At 42.6% G+C, this 22,240-nt stretch carries 21 protein-coding genes, 1 tRNA gene and 5 pseudogenes; 17 read left to right on the top strand and 10 right to left on the bottom strand.

Annotation, left to right across the window (positions count from 1 at the left end):
• A pseudogene (locus KUH03_RS16040) lies at nt 1–1,628 on the top strand (ABC-F family ATP-binding cassette domain-containing protein).
• A 117-nt stretch (nt 1,629–1,745) separates the two neighbouring features.
• Nucleotides 1,746–1,821: transfer RNA gene (locus KUH03_RS16035), tRNA-Thr, on the top strand.
• A gap of 84 nt (nt 1,822–1,905) precedes the next feature.
• On the opposite strand, the pseudogene KUH03_RS16030 reads toward KUH03_RS16035, so the two are convergent.
• Nucleotides 1,906–2,087 (bottom strand): annotated as a pseudogene (locus tag KUH03_RS16030) (hypothetical protein).
• A gap of 132 nt (nt 2,088–2,219) precedes the next feature.
• Between KUH03_RS16030 and KUH03_RS16025 the strand changes: the two are divergent.
• From KUH03_RS16025 to KUH03_RS15940, 15 genes and pseudogenes are all read left to right on the top strand, one after another.
• Nucleotides 2,220–3,088: pseudogene (locus KUH03_RS16025) on the top strand (FGGY family carbohydrate kinase).
• Nucleotides 3,089–3,151: 63 nt separating this feature from the next.
• On the top strand, nt 3,152–3,673 hold the full coding sequence (locus KUH03_RS16015) for an FGGY-family carbohydrate kinase (protein WP_257094731.1): 522 nt from the start codon (nt 3,152–3,154) through the stop codon (nt 3,671–3,673).
• Nucleotides 3,674–3,742: 69 nt separating this feature from the next.
• Nucleotides 3,743–5,063: pseudogene (locus KUH03_RS48665) on the top strand (gluconate:H+ symporter).
• 231 nt (nt 5,064–5,294) lie between these two features.
• Nucleotides 5,295–6,284, top strand: a complete 990-nt coding sequence (locus tag KUH03_RS15995) for a YgcG family protein (RefSeq protein ID WP_257094724.1) — start codon at nt 5,295–5,297, stop codon at nt 6,282–6,284.
• Nucleotides 6,285–6,349: 65 nt separating this feature from the next.
• Nucleotides 6,350–6,769 (top strand): hypothetical protein, encoded by a 420-nt coding sequence (locus KUH03_RS15990; RefSeq protein ID WP_257094722.1) that lies wholly within the window; start codon nt 6,350–6,352, stop codon nt 6,767–6,769.
• A gap of 176 nt (nt 6,770–6,945) precedes the next feature.
• Nucleotides 6,946–7,200 (top strand): CDP-alcohol phosphatidyltransferase family protein, encoded by a 255-nt coding sequence (locus KUH03_RS15985; RefSeq protein WP_306429750.1) that lies wholly within the window; start codon nt 6,946–6,948, stop codon nt 7,198–7,200.
• Nucleotides 7,197–7,532: a hypothetical protein gene (locus tag KUH03_RS15980; RefSeq protein ID WP_257094720.1), complete on the top strand. Its 336-nt coding sequence runs from the start codon at nt 7,197–7,199 to the stop codon at nt 7,530–7,532. The genes KUH03_RS15985 and KUH03_RS15980 overlap by 4 nt, the downstream gene beginning before the upstream one ends.
• A 51-nt stretch (nt 7,533–7,583) precedes the next feature.
• Nucleotides 7,584–8,369 carry a phosphatidate cytidylyltransferase gene (locus tag KUH03_RS15975; RefSeq protein WP_306429749.1) on the top strand — a complete coding sequence of 262 codons (786 nt, stop codon included), beginning with the start codon at nt 7,584–7,586 and terminating at the stop codon, nt 8,367–8,369.
• A 35-nt stretch (nt 8,370–8,404) separates the two neighbouring features.
• Complete coding sequence (locus KUH03_RS15970; protein ID WP_257094718.1) at nt 8,405–8,776, top strand: patatin-like phospholipase family protein; 372 nt, start codon at nt 8,405–8,407, stop codon at nt 8,774–8,776.
• On the top strand, nt 8,740–9,336 hold the full coding sequence (locus KUH03_RS15965) for a hypothetical protein (RefSeq protein ID WP_257094716.1): 597 nt from the start codon (nt 8,740–8,742) through the stop codon (nt 9,334–9,336). The genes KUH03_RS15970 and KUH03_RS15965 overlap by 37 nt, the downstream gene beginning before the upstream one ends.
• 300 nt (nt 9,337–9,636) lie before the next feature.
• Nucleotides 9,637–10,335: an SDR family oxidoreductase gene (locus KUH03_RS15960; protein WP_257094714.1), complete on the top strand. Its 699-nt coding sequence runs from the start codon at nt 9,637–9,639 to the stop codon at nt 10,333–10,335.
• A 586-nt stretch (nt 10,336–10,921) separates the two neighbouring features.
• Nucleotides 10,922–11,260, top strand: coding sequence for a hypothetical protein (locus tag KUH03_RS15955; RefSeq protein ID WP_257094711.1), 339 nt, complete (start codon nt 10,922–10,924; stop codon nt 11,258–11,260).
• An 8-nt stretch (nt 11,261–11,268) separates the two neighbouring features.
• Nucleotides 11,269–11,634, top strand: a complete 366-nt coding sequence (locus tag KUH03_RS15950; protein WP_257094709.1) for a hypothetical protein — start codon at nt 11,269–11,271, stop codon at nt 11,632–11,634.
• Nucleotides 11,635–11,820: 186 nt separating this feature from the next.
• Nucleotides 11,821–12,437: pseudogene (locus KUH03_RS15945) on the top strand (alpha/beta fold hydrolase); the annotation flags it as partial.
• Nucleotides 12,426–13,430, top strand: coding sequence for a class I SAM-dependent methyltransferase family protein (locus KUH03_RS15940; protein WP_257097024.1), 1,005 nt, complete (start codon nt 12,426–12,428; stop codon nt 13,428–13,430). The pseudogene KUH03_RS15945 and the gene KUH03_RS15940, both read left to right, overlap by 12 nt.
• A gap of 111 nt (nt 13,431–13,541) precedes the next feature.
• Here the strand turns inward: KUH03_RS15940 and KUH03_RS15935 are convergent, their stop codons facing one another.
• The 9 genes from KUH03_RS15935 to KUH03_RS15895 all read right to left on the bottom strand — a co-directional run bounded on the left by KUH03_RS15935 (nt 13,542) and on the right by KUH03_RS15895 (nt 22,021).
• Nucleotides 13,542–14,432, bottom strand: a complete 891-nt coding sequence (locus KUH03_RS15935) for a hypothetical protein (protein ID WP_257094707.1) — start codon at nt 14,430–14,432, stop codon at nt 13,542–13,544.
• Complete coding sequence (locus tag KUH03_RS15930) at nt 14,387–15,439, bottom strand: AAA family ATPase (RefSeq protein WP_257094706.1); 1,053 nt, start codon at nt 15,437–15,439, stop codon at nt 14,387–14,389. Before KUH03_RS15930 ends, KUH03_RS15935 begins: the two co-directional genes overlap by 46 nt.
• A complete protein-coding gene (locus KUH03_RS15925; RefSeq protein ID WP_257094704.1) occupies nt 15,379–18,381 on the bottom strand; it encodes a DNA repair ATPase in 3,003 nt (1,000 codons plus the stop codon). Before KUH03_RS15925 ends, KUH03_RS15930 begins: the two co-directional genes overlap by 61 nt.
• A gap of 20 nt (nt 18,382–18,401) precedes the next feature.
• Nucleotides 18,402–18,668, bottom strand: coding sequence for a hypothetical protein (locus KUH03_RS15920; RefSeq protein WP_257094703.1), 267 nt, complete (start codon nt 18,666–18,668; stop codon nt 18,402–18,404).
• Between the two features lie 115 nt (nt 18,669–18,783).
• Nucleotides 18,784–19,155, bottom strand: coding sequence for a serine hydrolase (locus KUH03_RS15915; RefSeq protein WP_257094701.1), 372 nt, complete (start codon nt 19,153–19,155; stop codon nt 18,784–18,786).
• Nucleotides 19,089–19,595: a serine hydrolase gene (locus KUH03_RS15910; RefSeq protein ID WP_257094700.1), complete on the bottom strand. Its 507-nt coding sequence runs from the start codon at nt 19,593–19,595 to the stop codon at nt 19,089–19,091. The genes KUH03_RS15915 and KUH03_RS15910 overlap by 67 nt, the downstream gene beginning before the upstream one ends.
• A 29-nt stretch (nt 19,596–19,624) precedes the next feature.
• Nucleotides 19,625–19,831 carry a hypothetical protein gene (locus KUH03_RS15905; protein ID WP_257094698.1) on the bottom strand — a complete coding sequence of 69 codons (207 nt, stop codon included), beginning with the start codon at nt 19,829–19,831 and terminating at the stop codon, nt 19,625–19,627.
• A gap of 103 nt (nt 19,832–19,934) precedes the next feature.
• Complete coding sequence (locus tag KUH03_RS15900) at nt 19,935–20,279, bottom strand: hypothetical protein (RefSeq protein WP_257094696.1); 345 nt, start codon at nt 20,277–20,279, stop codon at nt 19,935–19,937.
• Between the two features lie 338 nt (nt 20,280–20,617).
• Nucleotides 20,618–22,021, bottom strand: coding sequence for a flotillin family protein (locus KUH03_RS15895; protein WP_257094694.1), 1,404 nt, complete (start codon nt 22,019–22,021; stop codon nt 20,618–20,620).
• Nucleotides 22,022–22,240 lie beyond the last annotated feature (219 nt).

Below are 22,240 nucleotides of genomic sequence, written 5' to 3'. Positions count from 1 at the left end.
GTGATTGACGTAAATAATATTTCTGTTTCCTTTGGGGAACGACTCTTTTTCGGATGTATCTTTCTCGATCAATGAGAATGATAAGATTGCATTGATGGGTAAGAATGGTGCTGGTAAATCTACCTTGTTGAAAATTATAGCTGGAGTGGGTAAACCTACCACAGGTAATGTGGCGGGGCCAAAAGATGCCGTCATTGCTTATCTACCGCAACATTTACTGACGCAGGATCATGTGACGGTCTTTGAAGAGACCTCGAAGGCTTTTGAAGAGGTCTATGGTATGCGGGATGAATTGGAGCAGCTGAACGAGCAATTGAATATCCGTACAGATTACGAATCGGATGATTATATGCAATTGATCGAGCGGGTGTCGGAACTGAGCGAGAAGTTTTATTCGATCGAAGAGGTCAATTACGATGCAGAAGTAGAAAAGGTATTGAAGGGGCTTGGTTTCGAGCGTTCTGACTTTACCAGACAGACGTCGGAGTTTTCTGGGGATGGCGTATGCGTATCGAGCTTGCCAAAATACTCTTGAAGAAGCCAGATCTGATTTTGTTGGATGAGCCAACCAACCACATGGATATCGAGAGTATCCAATGGCTGGAGGATTTCCTTGTCAATTCTGCCAAGGCAGTTATTGTTATTTCACACGATAGAGCCTTTGTCGATAATATCACGAACCGTACCATCGAGGTGACGATGGGCCGTATTTATGATTATAGAGCCAAGTATAGCCATTATTTGGAGTTGCGTCAGGAAAGACGTCAGCATCAATTGAAAGCTTATGAGGAGCAACAACGTTTTATTGCTGACAATCAGGAATTCATTGATCGTTTCAGAGGTACTTACTCGAAGACGCTACAGGTGCAGTCGCGAGTGAAGATGTTGGAAAAGCTGGAGGTTATCGAAATTGACGAAGTAGATACTTCGGCGCTGCGCCTGAAATTTCCACCTTCACCTCGGTCGGGTCAATACCCTGTCATTGTGGAGGATCTTACCAAGGCTTATGATGAGCATGTGGTATTCCATAAAGCCAATATGGTGATTGAACGTGGCGAAAAAGTTGCCTTTGTCGGTAAAAATGGAGAGGGTAAATCGACCATGATCAAAGCGATTATGGGTGAAATAGATTTTGAAGGTACATTGAAGGTAGGGCATAATGCCAAGATCGGTTACTTTGCCCAAAATCAGGCGGCATTGCTTGATGGTGAATTGACTGTTTTTGATACAATCGATCAAATTGCAATAGGTGATGTGCGTGTTAAAATGAAAGATCTCTTGGGTGCTTTTATGTTTAGTGGTGATGACACGACGAAAAAGGTGAAGGTATTATCTGGTGGAGAGCGAACTCGTCTGGCCATGATAAAACTTCTTTGGAGCCAGTGAATGTGTTGATTCTCGATGAGCCTACCAACCATTTGGACATGAAGACCAAAGATATTATCAAAGATGCCTTAAAGGATTTTGATGGTACATTGATCCTTGTTTCTCACGACCGTGACTTTTTGGATGGCTTAGCAGAAAAAGTATTTGAATTTGGAAATAAGCGTGTCCGTGAGCATTTTGAGGATATCAAAGGATTCCTGGAATATAAGAAAATGAGCAGTTTGAAGGATATTGAGCGATAGCATCTAGATCAATGGAATGTAAATGTATGCTGTAAGTCTATCTCATATAATCATACGCTACAAGTTTTTGTTCAAATCCTGATATTTGCAGCACAGAAATTAGAAACTGTAAACGAAGCCTGCTTAGCTCAACTGGTAGAGCAACTGACTTGTAATCAGTAGTAGGTCATTGGTTCATCCCGACAGGAGGGCTCAGTTATAAAAAGCGGCTTTATACAAAAAGCCGCTTTTTTGCGTTTTAAACGAAGATTAAATCGCATCTTCAAGCTTTTGTCCCTTAATCCCAAAGCGTGTGAAAGATACCTTCCTGATCAATACGTTCATAGGTATGTGCGCCAAAGTAGTCTCGTTGTGCTTGTAAATATTTGCAGGTAATTTTTCCGATTGGTAGGCATCAAAATAAGAGAGTGCGTTTACATATCCTGGTACGGGTATCCCGTTTGCGATAGCATATTTCAATACCTCGCGAAACCGTTGTCGGCGATGTATGAGGCGCTTTTCTCACTTCAATTACTTCGCTGGTATTGAGTCTTTTGTTGTAAACCAACAGATAATCCGTATATTGAACTCTCCTAAACATCAATTTTATTTATGATCATTGGATTAGACATTGGGACATCATCTGCGAAAGCTGTTGCATTTGACTACGAAGGTAACATCTTGTCGCAGCATAGTATACCTTATCCCATATTAAATCCGTTGGAAGGCTGGTATGAGCAAGATCCGGAGGTTGTTTATGGCGCATGTATTGAGTCTATTGCACATGTAATGATTGGCTTAAAGCAATCTAGTGCCGAGATACCGAAACCCGTATGTATTTCAGTAAGCAGTGCTATGCACGGACTGATCGCTGTTGACTCGGCGGGCAAGCCACTTAGCAATTGCATGATATGGGCAGATCGTAGAAGCGAGGATATTGCGGTTGCCTTGCAGGCAACTGAGGCGGGCAGGCTGTTGTACCAGCAGACGGGCACACCAATACATCCCATGTCTTTGCTTTGCAAATTAATGTGGATAAAGTCTAACGATCAAAAATTATTTGCTCAGTCGCACAAGTTTATCGGTATCAAAGAATTTCTTTTTACAGGCTCTTTGGAGTTTATGTGGTCGATCATTCCATTGCATCTGCAACAGGGCTTTTCGACATACATCAGCTAACATGGTCTGAGCAGGCGTTAAGATTGACGGGCATATCGGAAGAGCAACTAGCATCACCAGTTCCGGTGGATTATGTTTTAAATATGCCTAACCGAGAAATTGTGGCCTTGATGCACATCCCTGAAGATACCCCTTTTGTTATAGGTGGTAGCGATGGTTGTTTGGCTAATCTCGGGGTAGGGGCTATAAGTCCTGGGGTGGCTTCGGTAACTGTTGGTACCAGTGGAGCTATTCGCGTAGCAAGTTCGCAGGCAAATCAAGAAAAAACAAAGGCTATTTACATACCTGCTGAGACCAAATGAATATATAATTGGTGGAGCGGTTAACAATGGCGGTGTATTACGCAACTGGTTTCGGGATAATTTTTGCAAGAATTTAATCAAGAGGAAGCGGATGGAGATCCTTCCGCGTTGTTAAATGCTTTGGTCGACTCCGTCGTTCCCGGGGCGGAGGGCTTGATATTCTTGCCCTATCTAACTGGTGAACGGGCACCACATTGGAATTCCAATGCAAAAGGCGTTTATTTTGGAATACAGTTGCATCATGGCAGGGCGCACTTTGCACGGGCCATGATGGAAGGGATGTTGTTTGCAATTTACAGTGTAGGAATCGCATTAGAGGAGAACACCGGCCCCATTCATACGATATTTGCAAGTGGTGGCTTAGCGCGTTCATCGTTGTGGGTGCAAATGCTTGCAGACATTTTCAATAAACCTGTATTCACCAAAAATACGGTAGAAAGCTCTGCATGGGGAGCAGCATTGATAGGTTTGGAAGCACTGGGTATACAGAGGGGTAATCCTACCATAAAAACAAGCAAGCGGAGGGAACACAAGATACCGAGCGCTATTACAAACCGAGTGCGGAGAATCACGCCGTATATATGAAGAACTTCCGGAAATTTGAACACCTGTACCACATATTGGAAGGTGAGTTTTAACTAGTTATAAATTATTATGCCTCTAATCATCGTTATTTTGGGAGTAGCTTTACTACTTCTTTTGGTCACTGTCGTCAGGCTAAACACAATCTTTTCATTACTGATAACTTCTGTTGCGGTCGGTTTTGCTATGAATATGAACGCCATGGATATCCTTAAATCTGTTGAAACCGGAGTGAGCAGTACCATGGGCCAGTTGGCACTTTTGTTGGCTTTCGGGTCTTTACTGGGGAAGTTGATGGCAGAGGGGGTGCTGCAGAAAAGATTACAACGGTACTCACGGCTGTATTTGGCAGAAAGAACTTACCTTGGGCAATGGTTCTGACGGGCTTTTTAGTAGGAATTCCCTTATTTTACAATGTCGGTTTTATCGTCTTGGTACCGTTTGTCTTCATGATATGTGCTTCCAATAAAATGCCCTTGCTTTCCGTAGCTATTCCATTGTTGGCAGCGCTGTCCGTGACGCACGGTTATTTGCCACCACATCCGGGAGCTACGGCCATAGCGCTTGCCTACAAAGCGGACATAGGTTTGACAATGGTCTATGGCGTTGTTGTGGCGATTCCTGCTATAATTATCGGTGGACCACTCTTTGGCAGGATGCTTAAGCGTATTCCGACCAACCCACCGGCCGAGTTTTTTCCTGAACACAATCAAGCAGATAGGGAAGAGCTTCCCGGATTTGCAATTAGTATATTCACTGGGCTGTTTCCAATAGTTTTAATTGCTGTTGGTTCATTTTCACATCTACTATTCCCAGAAGGCTCCGCTTGGCTGACGGCACTACGTTTCTTGGGTGATCCGGTGGTGGCTTTAATGATTGCATCGCTAATGGCAATGTACACGATGGGTATCCGCCAAGGTAAAAGTTTGCGGGAGCAGTCAGCAAGTGTGGAAGAAGCAATCCGCGGGATAATGATGATCCTTTTATCATTGCAGCATCAGGCGCCTTCAAGCAAATTTTGGTAGATAGTGGTGTAGCGAACTACATCGCTGACTTAACCGCAGACCTTAGTTTGTCGCCTCTTGTGCTTGCATGGTTAATAGCCGGTATCATTCGCCTGGTTATCGGTTCGGCTAGTGTTGCTGGGCTCACGGCAGCGGGCATTATGCTTCCCATTGTGCAGGCGGGAGATGTTACTCCCGAATTAATGGTGCTAGCGACGGGAGCGGGTAGTCTCATGTTCTCACACGTCAACGATCCGGGGTTTTGGATGTTTAAATCTTATTTTGGAGTGAGCATGAAGGATACGTTTCGCTCATGGACGGTGATGGAAACGCTCGTTTCTGTTATTGGATTGATCGGTGTCTTAATTTTACACTGGCTTGGTCATTGATAGCGATAAACAGGCCCGCGTACTGTGGCTGTAGCTCAACAAAACGATTATATAAAGTAATTGCTAGGATACATTAATAGGACGGAAAGTCTCAAACGAATATTGAATTATACAGGCCCATAATCGGTTGATTATGGGCTTTTTTTGATGGAAACCTTTGTTTGATTTTTTTTTTTTTCTTAATATCGTGACAATGAACCAAATTTTGTTGTTTGAGTTATTCTAAAAAATATGCATAGATCACATCAACTCTATATCTTCCTTTTATTTTGGCTAAGCTGCTGTTTAAGTGCTGTTCCGGTATTGGCACAGTATACTGTCGATAATGTACCTAGTCCGAAATTACAGGGACAAGATTACTTCGTGTCCAATCCCGATGGGATCTTGTCATCGGGTACCGTCGCTGAATTGGATGGTTTATCCACACAGATCGAAGCAGCTACCAAAAGTGAGTATGCCATTGTATTGGTCAATGACTATGTCGGTGACAGCGATTTTGAATTTGCACTTAAACTATTTAATACCTGGGGTATCGGCAAGAAGGGGAGTAACAATGGTCTATTATTGTTTATTGCCAAAGATCGGCGGGAATATCGTTTTATTACGGGGTATGGGATGGAAAGTACCTTGCCTGATGCCTATTTAAAGCGGATCGGTGAGAAGTATCTGGTGCCTAATTTTCGAAATGGAAATTATGACCAAGGAGTTCTTGAGGCTTCACAGTTTATCAAAACCATTCTAACTTCTCCTGATAGCAAGGCTGAATTGGAGCGCTTGATGCCTGAGGCAACTCCGATCTGGAGCTTCAGCAGTCCTATCCTGCGAAATTCACTTTTGGTGCTGGCTTTATTTGCGATCTGTTATATCTGGCTGGGTGAGGTGACCCGCGCGATAAAGGGACAGTTGACTAAGAAAAGTAAGTATTTTCCACCACTGGTCAGCGGCTGCGGTTGTATGGGGATGTTGATGTTTGCCAGTGTATTTATATGTGCTTTTGCATTGAACAACTTTGAAGTCGTTTATCAATGGAAGAACCTTCCTTACTTTATTTTTATATTTGGCAGTATTACATTGGCGATGAAATATAATGCGAGCCGTACGCAGATTGTCAATTCTTATCGCGATGAGGAGAATATCCAGCAAGCCTTGCGTAAATTTCGCATTTGGGGACTTGTTCCTTTGTTGCTAAGTCCTTTGGCGCTGTTTGATCTTTTGGAATAAATAAGCGGATTCGAAGGAATGAACTACGATTGACCCCTCCAGATGGTTCAGGGCGTTGGTTACGGATGAATAAGGATGATGTATCTATCCGAGAAAGTGCTTACTTGGATCAGGGACAACTCATGGAGGAGAAAATTGGTAGCCGATCTTATGAGATTTGGGTAGATCAGACAAGCAATGAAACCAAGTTGGTTCCCTGGGATGAAAACGCAGGGTACATTGATTGTCCTCAATGTCATTACCGTACGTTTGAAACGGGACTTACACATACGATCCGATCGGCAACATACAGTTCGCAGGGCTTGGAGGAACGTTTTGATAAATGTAAGAACTGTGGGCATCGCGTATCTCATGGCGAGCATACTATACCTGTTAAAGTACGGTCTTCATCGAGAAGCTCTGGTGGCGGTGGATCAAGTAGTAGCGGCGGCGGAAGTTTTGGCGGCGGTTCTTCAGGTGGTGGAGGCGCAGGTGGGCGATGGTAGTTCGTGATTTAGGGGCAAAAAAAGGTTTTCAATCGGGGAGAATGAAAACCTTAAATAACCAATTATAAACCTAAATTATGATGGCACAAATATAGTGTATTTCTTACACTATCAAAAATTTTTTTAAAAAAATAAAAAAGTAAGCTATATAGCGCATATATGATTTCTGTTTATAAATTAAAACCAAAGTTTCAGCAGTTATTGATGCCGATTCTGACTTTGTTGCATCGGAAAAGGTAACAGCCAATCAGATTACTATTGGCTCGATCGTTTTGTCTTTGGTTATTGCAGTGTCGTTTTGGTACGCTGACCGGATGCCAATTTTGTTCTTGGCATTACCGATCGGTTTATTATTGCGGATGGCCTTCAATGCATTGGATGGCATGATGGCCCGTCTTTTCAATCAGACAAGTAAAAAGGGGAAGTCTTGAATGAGGTAGGCGATATTGTCTCCGATGTCCTGATCTTTTTCCCCTTGCTGAAATTTCATCCCGAGAGTTTATATCTGGTGATATGCTTTATTATTTTGAGTGTCATCAATGAATTCTGTGGTCTGATTGGAAAAGTTGTGGCCAATGATCGTCGGTATGATGGGCCCATGGGTAAAAGTGACCGTGCATTGTTGCTCGGCGTATATGGTATTTTGAGCTTGTTACAGATCTCGATAACGACTATTTCAGTCTATATTTTTGCTGTGTTATGTTTGTTATTGGTCTTGAGTTCGATAACGCGATTGAGAAAGGCATTGGTGGTACATGAGTGAAGTATCCAATCCGAAGGACAAATTTGCTGACGTACCTGTACGGGTCAGAAGCTGGGGTACATTGTACTGGTACTGGCGGTTGCTTTCGTTCCGCAAACAATAGCATTGCTGTTTGTTTCCTGGCTGACGTTTCAGGGGATGCGCGAATTTATGAAGATGTTTGTGCCCAATTTTAGTTTTGCGTTGCCTTTTGCTATTGTAGCTGGTCTATTGCAGCTGATCCTTTTAATCTACTGTTCATATAGCGCCTATCTATGTTGGGCGACACTATTGTGCATAGGGGTTGGGCTGTTTTTCCGGTTGGGACAGAAAACAGCGATGGACGCTGCTATCGGAATGACCTTTGGAGCGGCTGCCTGTCTGCTTGCATTCAGCCAACTGGCCTTTATCCGGGCAGTACAAATCAATCAGGATGAGCTGATGGGATTACGGCTTGTGGCCTATATCATCGTTTTAACGGAACTGAATGATGTATTCCAATATCTAATGGGTAAATTCTTTGGTAAACGAAAGATCGTTCCGCGTATCAGCCCAAACAAAACTGTTGCCGGATGTATCGGTGGTATCGGGCTGACGGTAATTTTGAGTAATATCTTGGGCTATCTGTTATTGCCATTTGGGGATTTTATCTGCTTTTCGTTGCTTGGTCTGCTCTTTGGTACTTTAGGATTTTGTGGTGATGTGCTTTTCTCCTTTTTGAAACGTAAGACGGGAGTCAAGGATACGGGTACATTAATCCCCGGACATGGTGGATTACTGGATCGGATAGATAGCTTGGTGTTTAATGCACCTGTTTTCTATGGTTTGATTTGTTTGATAGAAATGACGAATTTGTAAGTAAAAGCAGAATCTCATAGCTAATATATCGCGAAATGAATTATCAACGGGCAGTTTTATTTTCAGGAGGTGGTACTCGTTTTGGCATGTACTTGGGAATGTATGCCGCGTTGGAGGAACTGGGGTTGAAACCGGATCTACTGATTGCCGCCTGCGGTGGATCATTGGCTGCTGCGATTATTCAGGCTTTTGCAACGGATGCAGAGCGGAAATCTTATCTCCAATCCGAAGAGTTTTATCGCTTCTTCTGTGGACATCGGCTTACGGAACAACGTCATCTGGGTAAACTGGGGTGGTATGTGCTAAAAAAGGAGGGGATAAACGATCTGCTCCTTATCTGGAAGATGTCTTTGATCGTTATCTGGTCAATATGGAACATGATCTTTCGCCTTTATTACCGACTTTGAACCGCCCATTTTCGGAAGAAATACCGTCGATTATTATTGGTTCGAAAATGCTTTTTGACCGTTCGGAAGTTGGGGAGAGACGTGGCGAACGTAAGCTTTATCAGAAAATCCTGATGGGGAATACAAATGCACTATCGAACGTAAATCTGGATAGCATTCAAATTCAAGGTGAAAATTATGGACAAAGTGCTGTTGCCCCAACGATAGCGATAAATTCAGCGGTGACATTGTTGGAGGCTGTTCGTATTTCCATGTCCGATATGTTTTATATTGAGCCGATACAGCGGAATGGGGAATATTATGCCGGTGGAGCCATTGATCTGGTCCCTGTAGAGTTGGCGCAGTCTTTGGCCGCAGAAGTTATCTGTGAGCGGAAGCAGTCGTATAAATTGCAGGAAGAGGGATCGGTAAGAGCGGTATTGGGTTTTAGCGGAAACCAACGCTTGCAGGATATTGATCAGCAATTTCGAGGGATCGGATGGATCGATACGGCTGATGCTGCGGAACAGTTAGCAGGAAACTATTGTAAAAAGGCATCGATTGGCGTAGATTTGAAATAACATTGTCCCTACCGGCAAGTTTGGATGAATTTGCAACCGCTATGGAAGCACAGTGGAATTATGGATATGGGAAGACGCTGGAACTGCGTATGGCGTAGTACACGATGTATCGGAGTAATGGTCGTTGGAAGTGTATATGGTTTAATACGGGATCTATTGGAGAATTTAGACTGCATACACCGAAGGTTTATTTGTTTGACAAGATAGCCCGATCAAGCGGGTAATATAATTGCTATTTTTTTATAAAATGAAGGTATTTATCGCAGGCGGAACAAGCGGAATAGGTTTGGCACTAGCACAATGCTACCTCCAACAGGGGCTGAAGTTGCTGTATGTGGTCGAGACATTTCAAAGTTGACCAATCAGCCAGCATACGATGCGCTCATCAAGTTTGAGGTAGATGTATGTAATCGGGATGCTTTGGCTGATGTCGTTGATTCTTTCTGTAATCATGTGGCATTGGATCTTTTTATCAATTGTACAGGCAGTTATGCCGATGATGTGGCACAGCGCATCAGTTATGAAGAGGCAAGTGCGATGCTCCGAGTCAATATGCTGGGTACTCTGAACTGTTTTGAAGTCGCCAGCGAAGTCATGCGTGGACAATCAAAGGGGCAGATCGCAACAATAGCATCCGTCTCGGGAACTTTAGACTTTCCGAATTCTAGTTTGTACAGCAAAACAAAGCGAGCCGCAATCCAAGTGGCTGACGCTTATCGGAGGGCATTGCTTCCGTATGGGATTACAGTGACAGTCATAGCACCGGGGTATGTGGATACAACTAAGCTCCGTCAACTTAATCAGCAAGATCTCTCCAAAAGCCCTTTTGATCAGCTTAGACGATGCCGCACAACGCATCTTAAAAGCGATACAGCAAAAGAAAGAAATCGTGATTTTTCCGAAGCGTATGAAATGGCTGATGGGATTTTTAGGCCTGCTCCTCATGTATTATTAAGTAAAATCATGTTTAGGAAAGCCAAATGGATGAAAAACGATTAAAGAAAGTAGGCGGGCAGCTCCTTGTTGTCATCTATTGCCTGTTACTTTTTCAACTTACCTATCCTTATACAGCAGCCTACGCCTCCAGTTTAGCTGCGGTACCTTCTTTTTGTATTTGCTTTTGAACAGTACATCCCATTCATTCCATGGATGATTCTGCCCTATATGAGCAGTGGGCTGTTTTTTTGCCTTGTGCCATTTTATTGCGGACAAAAGAGCGAGCTCCAGTGCTATGCAAAGCGATTTACGTTTGTCACCCTGATTGCGGCATTGTGCTTTCTCCTTTTTCCGTTGCGGTTTTCTTTTGACAGACCGTCGGTTGAAAATCCTCTGTTTACCATTTTCTTTTCCTTCTTAAAGGAATATGATTCGCCTTTTAATCAGGCACCCTCCCTGCATGTCGTTTATGCCTGTCTTTTTGGTCGGTGCAGCGTTGGAAGTTCAACGGATGGAAGAAAATAATCTTGGGCATCTGGCTTCTGTTGATGGGCCTAGGGACATTGACGGTATATCAACACCATGTGATTGATCTATTGACAGCTTGCATATTGGTTCAGGTCAGTTTTATACTCTTTCCAAATAAGGAGTGGGGCAAAATCAACAGCCAGCGAATACTTATTACCTCATCGGGTGGATATTCATGCTACTGGCACTGCTCTGCGAGGGATACGTATTGCCGCTGATTGTTTTTGCTTGGATTGCCTTAGTCTGCTTTGCGGTTGGTTACAATTACCTGCGCAGTAATACGGGGTTTTTAAAGGATCATCGGGGTCGAATACCACTGATAAAGAAAGTATTTTACGCCCCTTACCAATTTGCGTACCGGTTGATGTGGCGTTTTTTTAGAAAGAAAAATAATCCGCCACTGATGGAATTACTACCCCGCTGTTATGTGGGGCCAAGGTTGACGCTTCGGAACTTATAGCCTTGGGCTTGGATCGCAATCTGGTTGTTTTTGACCTCGCAGCTGAGCTGGAGGAAGTAAAACTCTTGGGTGCCATAGAAAAGTATCATTCTTTCCCTTTGCTGGATATTGCGGAGATCAATGTGCATGATGCCTATGTGATCATAGACGCAATGGTATCCGCTTATCGTACATTGGATGAACATGAAAATATGATCATTCATTGTACAATGGGTTATAGTAGGAGCATGATTTTTGCTGTTCTGATGATTCAGAAATTATTATCTTTAGATTTAAATAAAGCTATTGATCGAGTGAAGTCGGTCAATAGGCATATGGTGTTACAGGATCATGCGATCCAGTTGATGAAAATTATCGTCGCGGACAGATCCTAATCAAAAAGGGTGGCTTGGTCTTTGTTTTTAACCGCCATATCTGAATAGATACTAAAATTACATACGCCATTGTATTGATGGAATAAATTATAAAAAGATGAAATCAGGTTATTTTAAGAGTTTCGATCAAGGGAACTGCTATATCGTGTTTGGAATTATCAAAAGGGACAAAAGGCTTTAGTTGTATTGCACCGTGGGCATGAACATTCAGAACGCCTGCAGGAGATGGCTACCGATCCACAGTTTGCCGATTATTCCATCTTTGCATTTGATCTGCGTGGACATGGTCATACCAAAGTGCCGGTATCACCAGTTTTCATGGATAATGTGCGCGATCTAGACAGTTTTGTGGCCTATATCCATGCCGAATATGCGGTTGATACGAAGGATGTCTTTGTCATCGCCAATAGTATTGCTGGGATCATTGTGAGTGCTTGGGTACATGATTTTGCTCCTCCGATCGCAGGTATGGCTTTATTGGCTCCTGCCTTTGAAATTAAACTGTATGTACCACTGGCCAACCAGATGATTGCGCTTGGAACCAAGCTGAAAAAGATCTTGTTATCCAAAGCTATGTCAAGGCGAAGGTACTGACCCATGATATTGAGCAACAACAGGCTTATGATGCCGATCCCCTAATCTCAAAATCCATTAACGGCGCTTTATTGGTCGACCTATTGAAAGCTGGTGTGCGTATCGTAGACGATGCAGCCGCAATCGATATTCCCGTCATTGTGCTATCTGCTGAAAAGGACTATGTGGTTAAAAACTCGGTGCAAAAGCAATTCTTCGTGACCATCGCTTCCAAGCTAAAGACATTTATTACGCTACGCAATTTTTATCATGGTATCCTGTTTGAATCCAACAGACAGAAAGTCTATACCTATTTAAAAGATTTTATTACGAAAGCCTATGCAAGGCAAAAGCCTGAACAGGGGCTGGAGCCTGACGAGTTTTCGGTGAAAGAATATGAGAAATTGTATCATAAGGTGATGCCTGCGGCTGAGAAGCTTAACTATGCTTTTCAGAAATGGACTTTAGGCAAGATCGGATCATTGAGTCATGGTATGAACTTAGGGCTTCAGTTTGGTTTTGATTCGGGAATTTCATTGGATTACGTCTATCGCAATGAACCGAAAGGCAGGTTGGGGCTGGGTAAAGTCATCGATAAAGGGTACTTGGAAGCGATCGGCTGGAAAGGAATCCGTATACGCAAACAGCATCTATTACGTCTATTAGAAGAGAATATTGAGCAGGTCGAGTCTACAGGCCGGTCTGTGAAAATTCTGGATATCGCTGGCGGTACCGGAAATTATTTGTTTGACATCAAAGAAAAATATCCGGAAGTGGAGATCGTGATCAACGAGTTTATGTTGTCAAATATTGCAGTGGGAGAGAAAATCATCAAGAAGAAAGGGCTCCAAGGAATACGTTTCAGCAATTACGACTGTTTTGATCCGGAGACTTACAGCAAACTGGATTTTGAACCTAATATTGTGGTGATCTCTGGTATTTTCGAATTGTTTGGCAACAATGAAATGGCGAGCAGGGCGGTACATGGTGCGACTTCCATTTGTGAGGAAAATAGCCATCTGGTCTATACCGGACAGCCATGGCATCCACAATTGAAAATGATCGCTTATGTGCTGAACAGTCATCAGAAGAAAGACTGGGTCATGCGTCGACGTTCGCAGAAAGAACTGGATCGGATTATGGCTTACAATGGAGTGATCAAAGAGCGGATGCTTATTGACGATTACGGAATATTTACCGTTTCTTCGGGAGCTGTAAAGTAGGGTAATTCCGCTTCGAAAGGACTGTAGATACCATCGTTGCTAAATCATTTGATAAATTATTTTTCTCCATTGGTCTATCCGAACCAATGGAGAAAAATTAAGTTTATGGTTTTAATTCTTATACTCCCGGATCGCTTGAATAATACCCTCCAGATTTTCATTGAAGTCGAGTAGCTGACCGAATACTTTATCGTCTTTGGCCAGTCCACCATGTTTATTGTTCTTGCGGAAGATTTCCTTGATGGTTTCCCAACGTTCCTGTTCAACAGGGTTTAGCAGCTCGGCTAACTCTTTTAGTTTTAAAAGGTTGCTTTCAGTATCTGCTGTCAGTGTCTGCGATTCGCTCTCATAGTGCGCGAGAAGAACCTGATCAATTTCCTGTTCATTCATCATCGGTACCACCTGCGCCACCAGTTTGCTCATATTCCGATAGGATCCCTGCATTTTGAATGGCGGTTCGGTGCGGTAATTATCCTGCATCGCAGCACTCTGAATATAATTCTGATTCACTTTGATCACGACATTCCTGATTTTCAGTACATGTCGCAGCACCGCGATAAAATCATCAATATCCTGTTTCAGGTAGTTGCCCTCTAAATCGGGCAATTGATCCATAACAGACTGCGCATAATTGACTAGGGCATAAAAGTCATTAAATGATTTGCTTGCAATCTTTTCGAGGTAGCTGTTTTCAATCGCCGCATTTTCAATCAAACTGAGGTTGAATAATGCTTCGGTGTCACCGATCACATCACCGAGATTGTACACGTCGGCACGGTTGGCAAGCATGTCGGGAATCTGAAACTTAGAACCGCTCTCTGTATATGGGTTTCCGGCCATCACGATGCAGAAGCGCTTGCCACGGAGGTCATAGGTCTTGCTCTCGCCCTCAAAAATACCATCAATCTTACGTTGACCATCGGCAAGGGAAATGAACTTCTGTAAAAACTCTGGATTTAAGTGCTGGATATCGTCCAGATACAGCATGACATTGTCAGCCATCTCAAATGCAAGATTGATCTTTTCAGTTCTTCCCGTTCTCCGGATGTTTTCGCTTCAATCGGATCAATGGATGTAATCGAATGACCAATGGTCGGGCCATTGATTTTGACGAAATGTAAGCCCATCGTTTTGGCAAGATATTCCATTAAGGTGGTCTTACCATAGCCCGGAGGCGAGATCAATAGCAGCATTCCCATACGGGCTGTACGCTTGTTGTCGCCTGCGGCTCCCAGCTGTTTGGCGAGGTTATTTCCGATCAATGGGAAGTAAACTTCGTTGATCAGCTTATTACGGACAAAGGAGGTCAGTACTTTGGGCTCAAACTCACCGATCTTTAGTTCTTTGGCATATGACTTCGCAAGCTGCTCTTTCAATGTGGAGAAAGCCACAAAACGAGGTACATTATACTCACTGAATTGCGCCAGACGTGCTAAAAACGCATGATATTGGATATGCTCCTCTCCATTGTTCAGGATCGCATGATTGCCTTTTAATCCGCTGATGTGCGCCTGGTCTTTTGCGATTATCAGGTGATACGCATGGGTCGGATAAAGCAACATGATCGCTGCTTCCTCAATATACTTGCGTAGTGTAAGATATTCCGGATGCTCATCCACAAAGGAGTTGAGCCAATTTAAAGTCAGGTAAAAGCGATCTACCAAGCTAAACTGTTCGTTCTGAATATCCGCTTCAAATAGCTTGTAACTTTTCTTGGATTCCAGCAATCGAATAAAAGCCTTTTTCAGTTCATCGGATTGTTCACTGACGACAAAGGTATTGTAGCTTGTAAACGTCTGAAAAAGGTAAGTCGCCAGGTCACGGCCATGAATGGTGGAGCGATCCAAATGTGTCTCCCATGCATTGAATAACTTGGTCAGTTCATCAATGACAGACTGGTAACGATTTGAATTTGGAAACGTTTTTAATATCGTGTACGTCGAGTGTATCAGTGCCAGCTGCTTTTTCCGTTGATCATCCAAAAGGGATTGCCAAAATAGTTGAGCCATCGTACGCAATAGGGGATCATAGCGAAGCAGATCCATTTAGTATCCAACTGTTTGACCGTATCATAGATCAACAGTGCATCCACATTGTGAACTCCTTTGACATAGCCTTCCGAATAACTTTGCTCCACAGTCTGTGTGATAAATAATGCGGCATCAAAATCTTGTTCTCCTTTTGAAGCAACGAAAGCTTTGTATGCAAGGTATTCTGCACGATAGACTTCCTTATTTTCAGAGACAAGTTCCTGATCCCAGATGTCCTGAAAACTGTTGATTTCCTCGGCCTGCACCTTTTGATAGAAACTTGTCCCAGTCAGGTGGAAATACAGTTCATCATTTCTGCGCAGCAAGGTAAGGCTGAGGGATTGACTATTGACTGCAAACTTATGCTTGCCCAATGCAATGATATTTTCGCCATCAACAAAGAGATCATTTTTATCGCGTAAAACCCGTAAGGCATCTTCCTGTGATTTCTTTAATAGATTTTCAAGGTTTTCTGCTTTTGAGACATCCTGCAGTGTTTTTAGCTCCTGTACCAACTGTCTGATCTTGTCGATCATAAGATCCGAAGCAAAGAAGCTGAGGATCTCTTCCCGTGTTGCAAATGTCTTGGATTTGTTCTCAATATTCTTTAATACACGAAGACCGATCTGTTCGAGCGAGGATGTACGCTTGTTGATCTGTTCAACGATTTGTTCTCTGCGGGAATTAAAGGCCTTGATAACCTCATCACGTTTGTCCGCGATCTTCAGGGCAAAATCTTCAAATTCAGAAAATTTACTTTCAAGTTCCTCCAGCTGAACGATGACTTTTGTGTAATATTCGTCTACCTTTTCGGTTGTCGTTGACAGTTCGAGGTAGTTGGTCACGGATTGCTCCAACAGAGTCAGCTGTGCTGAGAACTCCGCTATCGCTTCCGTGCTCTTCAATGAATTGAGTTTTCGCGTAAGCTGTGAGCGCACTTCATTTAAGGAGGAGAAAATAACCGAAATCTTCTCAATGATTTTGGTTGTCTGTGTGGAGTCGTCAATTTTTAGACTATTGAGGATATCAATCAATAGTTCCAGTTCGCTTGAAATGGCTGAATTGGCTTCCTCAATTGCTTTGGCATCGTAGACCTTCACCATGGCCTCCACATTTTTCTTCTGCTGTTCCACCTTTTGTTCGTAAGGAAGCAGGGCCTCGTCACGTAGGAGAAAAGCAATGGTTTTTTCGGCCAGTTCGGAGGTGATGCTCTGCAATTTTTCCAACAGACTATCTATCCTGACCGTATCAATATATTTTACATTTTTAAGGTCGATGATTTCACCCTGAAGGCGACGGGAGTCGGCCAATTGATGGACGAGCTGATCGAGTTTGTCCACAACGGTACTATTGATGGAGAAGGTGAGTTCTTCCATCTTCTTTTCTGCTATATTTAATTCTGCGGCATGTTTGCGTTGCGCCTGTACTTTGACGAACTCATCAATAGCGGTATTGGCGACTTCCTTGATCTGTGTTAATGGCTGGCCAAGATTTGATAAAGCATCATCTTTTATCCAAAAATAGGAATCCAATAAAACCGTGGATTTTTTGAGGATATCTTCGTATAAACCTTCGTAGCTGTCCTCTTTGTTGATCAGTTGTATGACCTCCTGTGCCTCGGCCATCGCCTGCACGATCTGTTTATTGCCTACTTTATAAAGGGGATCATCTTTCTTCTGCTCATTTTCTTTGAGCATGGCCATATAAGGTGTTTCCCAGATCTGCACCTGATGATGTCTGGTGGCTTCCGCCTCGGTGCGGAAATAAATTAAGCTACCATCTTTGAACAGGGTAAATCCGTTGCAGATAATCGGGGTCTCGACATGCTGCTGGATGATGTTATAGGACAGTAGGATATAGGTATTGGTTTCCTCCTGACAGAATATATACAGAAAATCTTCACCATTGGGGGAGGCTATCCTACGCAGGAACGATACATGTTCAAACTGGGCGTCAAAAACCTTGTGTGTACCATTTTGTAAATAGTATCCATTGGAAAAAATAATCCCTTGATTGTCCGGTAATAATATTGCTGATTCATTCAGTGATTTGAGGTTGACGACTTCCTTTGTCCGTTGGTTATAGACAAAGGCCCTGAAATCTTCCTGATAAGGCTTGATGCGTACCGCAATAAGGTTGCCGAGATCTGCGTAGTAATAATCGGCATCGTCCAATTGTTGGTCTGCATTGACCACTTTTTCGGAATAGATCCCTTTGCCACTGTCTGTATTGTTTTCGATCTTGAAGGTGATGTCGCCATTGATCGCCTCAATAAAAATCTTATCCATAATGGATATATGGGGATATTTTCCCAGTCTACGATCATCGAGCGTTGTTTTTGTCCAGTCAAATTCAAATTGGTTGGGCAATTTGGCTTCATGAATGCTGCGGTCATCCTGATACTGGAGCTTACCATCTTTGATTAACCATTTGAATGCTTTGAGGTCAGCAGGATTTTTGCTGGTCTGAAAGATCATGTACAAATAGTTCTCCGTCCTACGAAATTTGGAGAATATGGAGTCCCTATAGTATTTATATAGATTTTGATAATCTGAGATGAAATTTTGATCGTTGATCAGGTCGAGGGACTGCGGAATAAATTGATTATTCTCAAATGCATAAACACTGAAAACATCTTCCAGCTTGATCTCGGTACGCAGTCCAAAATGCACGTTATACCCAAAAATACATTGATTATCCAAGGCCAGAATGCCGCGGGCAACACAGTTGTTTTCTGTGGTGATCCGTTGATTGGCTTTGAGGACAAAACTCGTCGAATTGAAGACTTCTTTACGGGCTTCATTCAACTGTTGGAGCTTGGTCGCTAGTTCTTCTTTTTGTGTAAGAAGACGCTTTCGGATAATCTCATATGCACCTTGATCAAGGCTATCGTTCTGATTTATTACGTTTTCTTCTGGCATAAGTTCCGCTAGTTCTTGACTTATTTAACTTTATTGAATTTTAATTCCTGACCATTTTGATACAGCGTCAGCGCTGTGATCTGATCATTTTCTTTGCTGAATTTCAGCTCGGCTTGCACAGCCGTATAAAATAACTCTAACTCGTTTTTCGGATAGACTTCGATCGCTGACTGTCCCGATAACTGGGCAAATAGACTACCATTATCATCAGCTGTAATTTTGAACTTCAATTCAGGTTGTTTTGTGTATTCATATGTTCCTAAAAGCTGTTTGATCTGAAACTCCACAAGTATGATCGCTCCCGTTAATTTTTCACGTTCAATAACTGGAGCTTTTCTTTTTGAAGAATTGCATTCACAGCGGATGTCAACGGATATACATCAACCGTATTCCATTTGTTCATTAAAGCGATGAAATATTTTTGTTCTTTAAAATCTCGAATGTTGATCGTTTTATAGCCAGGATATCCCCGCTGTGAAAATGCATCTTGCTTTCACTGTTGGTACTGTCGGTAAAGAGCCAGCCAAAACCATAGTACAAACCTGCCATTTTAATGGATTTGCCATTATTGAGCGTATCGACAGAGATGGCCTTCATGAAATTTTGACGCGTTAATAGTGTATTGTTTTGGATAGCCTGATTCCATTTGAAGAGATCTTGAGCCGTACTACTTATTCCATAGGGGCCACTTCCGCCATCAAAATAGGTTAGATAGCTAAATGCGGGAAAGTCATCAACACTTTTGAAGCTCTTGGTCTTGGCATCATAGGCCATTCCTTTTGCGTAGTTTTTAAGGTCAGCATTGGATGAACGCGCCGAAAATACAGACGTGTTTTCATTCCGGCGGGTTTGAATATATACTGCTGCATATAGGAAGCAAAAGATTGCCCGGATACTTTTTCTACAATCAGAGCCAGGAGCAGGTAGTTTGTATTCGAATAAGTGTATTGATCACCTGGCTTAAAGGAGGTGCTGTCAATCTTTGTCTCAATTATTTTGAGGAAGTCCTGATTTGTATTTATTTTTTTCTTGTCAATCCATTGCTGATCCCAAGCCAAAAATTCCGGTATTCCCGAGGTATGACGCAATAGATTTTTGATACGGATATTTTTGAATTTTATATGTGGGAAATATTTGGTAATATCATCCTCATAGGAGAGTTTGCCCTGTTCTTCCAATTGCATAACGGCCATCGCTGTAAACTGTTTACTCACCGAGGCCAATTCAAAACGACTATTGCTATTTATTTTTTCGTTTTTGCAGGGTTTTCGAAACCTATATATTTCTCAAAAACAACTTTTCCACCATCGGCGACCAAGAATGCTCCGCTGAATTCACCGTCCTGATTTAGGGATTGGAATAATGAATCCAATCGTTGCTGCACCGTCTGGGCAGTTACCAATAAGGTATTTAAGCACAGAAAAATAGAAAATAGGACAAAACGTATCATGTGATTGCTTTGGTTTTTAGAATATTATCTTGAGCCTGTTAAGATTTGAGGCTTTACAAGGCTCAAGATGATGAATATGGTTACAACTTTTTATTGGAAATGCCTAAGTTTTTGCCAACCCAAATAGGGAATTGATAAAACCTGCATCTTCACCGTTCTCGGCATCTGTGGCCGCTTGCTGTAATTTGATCAAAGCTGCAGAAACTGTTAAGTTCTTGATATCATTCGATGAGATACCATATTTATCTGCTAATCCACGTACTTTTTCAGCAAGGTCACCTTTCCCGTCTGGGCCCAATAGCGAATTTTTGATATCAGTCGCATGTTTCGAATTGTCGATCAGATGGTCAAAACCTTTGGCATTGGATACCTGACGTACAATGTTTTCGAAGAACATGGTTTCACCACCAACGATGTCAATCTTCGCTGTTTTAAGCGCTTCGGACAATACACCAGCCTGTGCTTGTGCAATATCTTTTGGATATTGATCTGTGCAAGTTCAATGTCACGTTCTTTTTGTAACTGTAATTTGAACTCTTCGTGGTCTTTACCCACACCATCCAGTTTTTTCATGGCCTCGGCTTTCTCTTCGATACCTTTCGCTTCGGCAAGTGCTTTTCACGAACAACTTCCGCCTGTGCTAAACCTTCTTTGCGCATGGCTTCGGCTTTTTCTCGATCACAGTTGCCTGTACTGTACCTTGCTTCTCTTCAGCTTCGGCTTTTGCAACCATTACTTCGGCTTCCGACAAACCTATTGCGGCTTCTTCTTTCGCTTGTGCTTCCGCTATGATCTTGCGGCTTTCTGCCTCTTTGAGTGATGCTTCTTTTTCGCTTCGGCATCTATTAATAATTCCTGTGCACGTTTTTCAGCAATCTTACGTGCTGCTTCAGCGTCAATCACCTTTTTCTCAGCTTCTTGTTCTGCCGCAATTTTCGCTGCTTCAGCAGCTTTTACTGTAGAAATTAATTTCTCTTCGGCTTCTTGTGATGCAGCAATAACGCCGGCCTGTTTCTTCCGTTCTACTTCGCGGAATACTTCAATATCTTTGACTCCTTGTTGTTCTTCGATAACACCTTTTTCCAATTGGACGCGTTCTTTGATCACACCCTGGATACTTTTCTTTTCGGTCTCAATCGAACGTTCTTTGTCAATCTGAGCCAAAGTGACTATACGCTCACGCTCTGTCTGTTCCAACGCACGGTCTTTTTCCACACGTTCTGCTTCGACAGCATCTGTACGTTGCTTGTTCTTCTCGGCGATGATTATCTGACGCAGCTTATTTTCTTCCTGTACAGCCAGTTGCTCTTCGGTCGAAATGCGGACACTCTCATATTTCAAGCGCTCTTCTTCACGTACCTTTGCTATTTCGGCTTCTTCACGTGCCTTGATATTATCAATTTCACGTTTTTGTTTTTCTTCTTTTTCGGCAAGTTGACGATCAAGTTCTAAAATCGCCTCACGTGCTTCGACGTTTTGCTTTTTGATCAATTTTTCCTCATCACGACGGATGAAGTTGGCATTGATATTTTGCTTTGCAGTCAGCTCGGTGATTTTCTTGATGCCTTCACTATCCAGGATATTGCTGGGATTTAAGTGTTCGATATCTGTTTGTTCGAGATAATCGATCGCACAATCATCAAGGATATAACCGTTCAGGTCTGTGCCAATGATGTCGAGGATCTCATCGCGAAACTCACGACGGGCTTCATACAATTCGATGAAGTCAAATTTCTTACCTACAGTCTTGAGTGCTTCAGAAAATTTGGATTCAAAGATGCTTTTTAAAGTCTCAGGCTCACTGGCACGGTCACATCCCAAATTCTGGGCGACGTTGATTACATCGTCCACATTTTTGTTAACACGGACAAAGAAGGCCACCTTAATATCAGCACGGATATTGTCTTTACAGATCAGTCCTTCGCCTTGCATACGGGCAATCTCAATTTTTTTGATGGAGATGTCCATGATCTCCATCTTGTGGAAAACCGGGACAACATACATACCCTTGTTGAAGGCAACTTTTGTCCCGCCGACACCTGTCCGGACAATCGCTTTTCCCTGTGGAATTTTTTTATAGAATGCACTCAGTACAACAAAGAATGCAAAGATTAAAAAGACAGCTAAACCGACAATTAGCAGTATAATTCCGTTTAAGCCACTTAAAAATAAAAGAGGTTGATATAGCATATGATTAGTATTTATTTAGATTTTAGTATTTAGATTTTTCTTGTGCAAACTTATGATTGACAAGGCGGTCCTATTTTGCGCATCAATTTTAAATATTATCTATGGTGATTTCCTTGGTGACATAATAATATTTTTTGTCCTTGATTCGTCCACGATAATGACATCATCTCCATAGCCGATCTTTTCACCGTTATAGTCTCACGACATTGAGACGGATAG

This window comes from Sphingobacterium sp. E70 (assembly GCF_019285695.1).
In the GTDB taxonomy this organism is placed as follows: Bacteria; Bacteroidota; Bacteroidia; order Sphingobacteriales; family Sphingobacteriaceae; genus Sphingobacterium; species Sphingobacterium detergens.
Note: the sequence above shows the minus strand (reverse complement) of the source record. Positions and strands in the feature narration are given on the sequence as shown.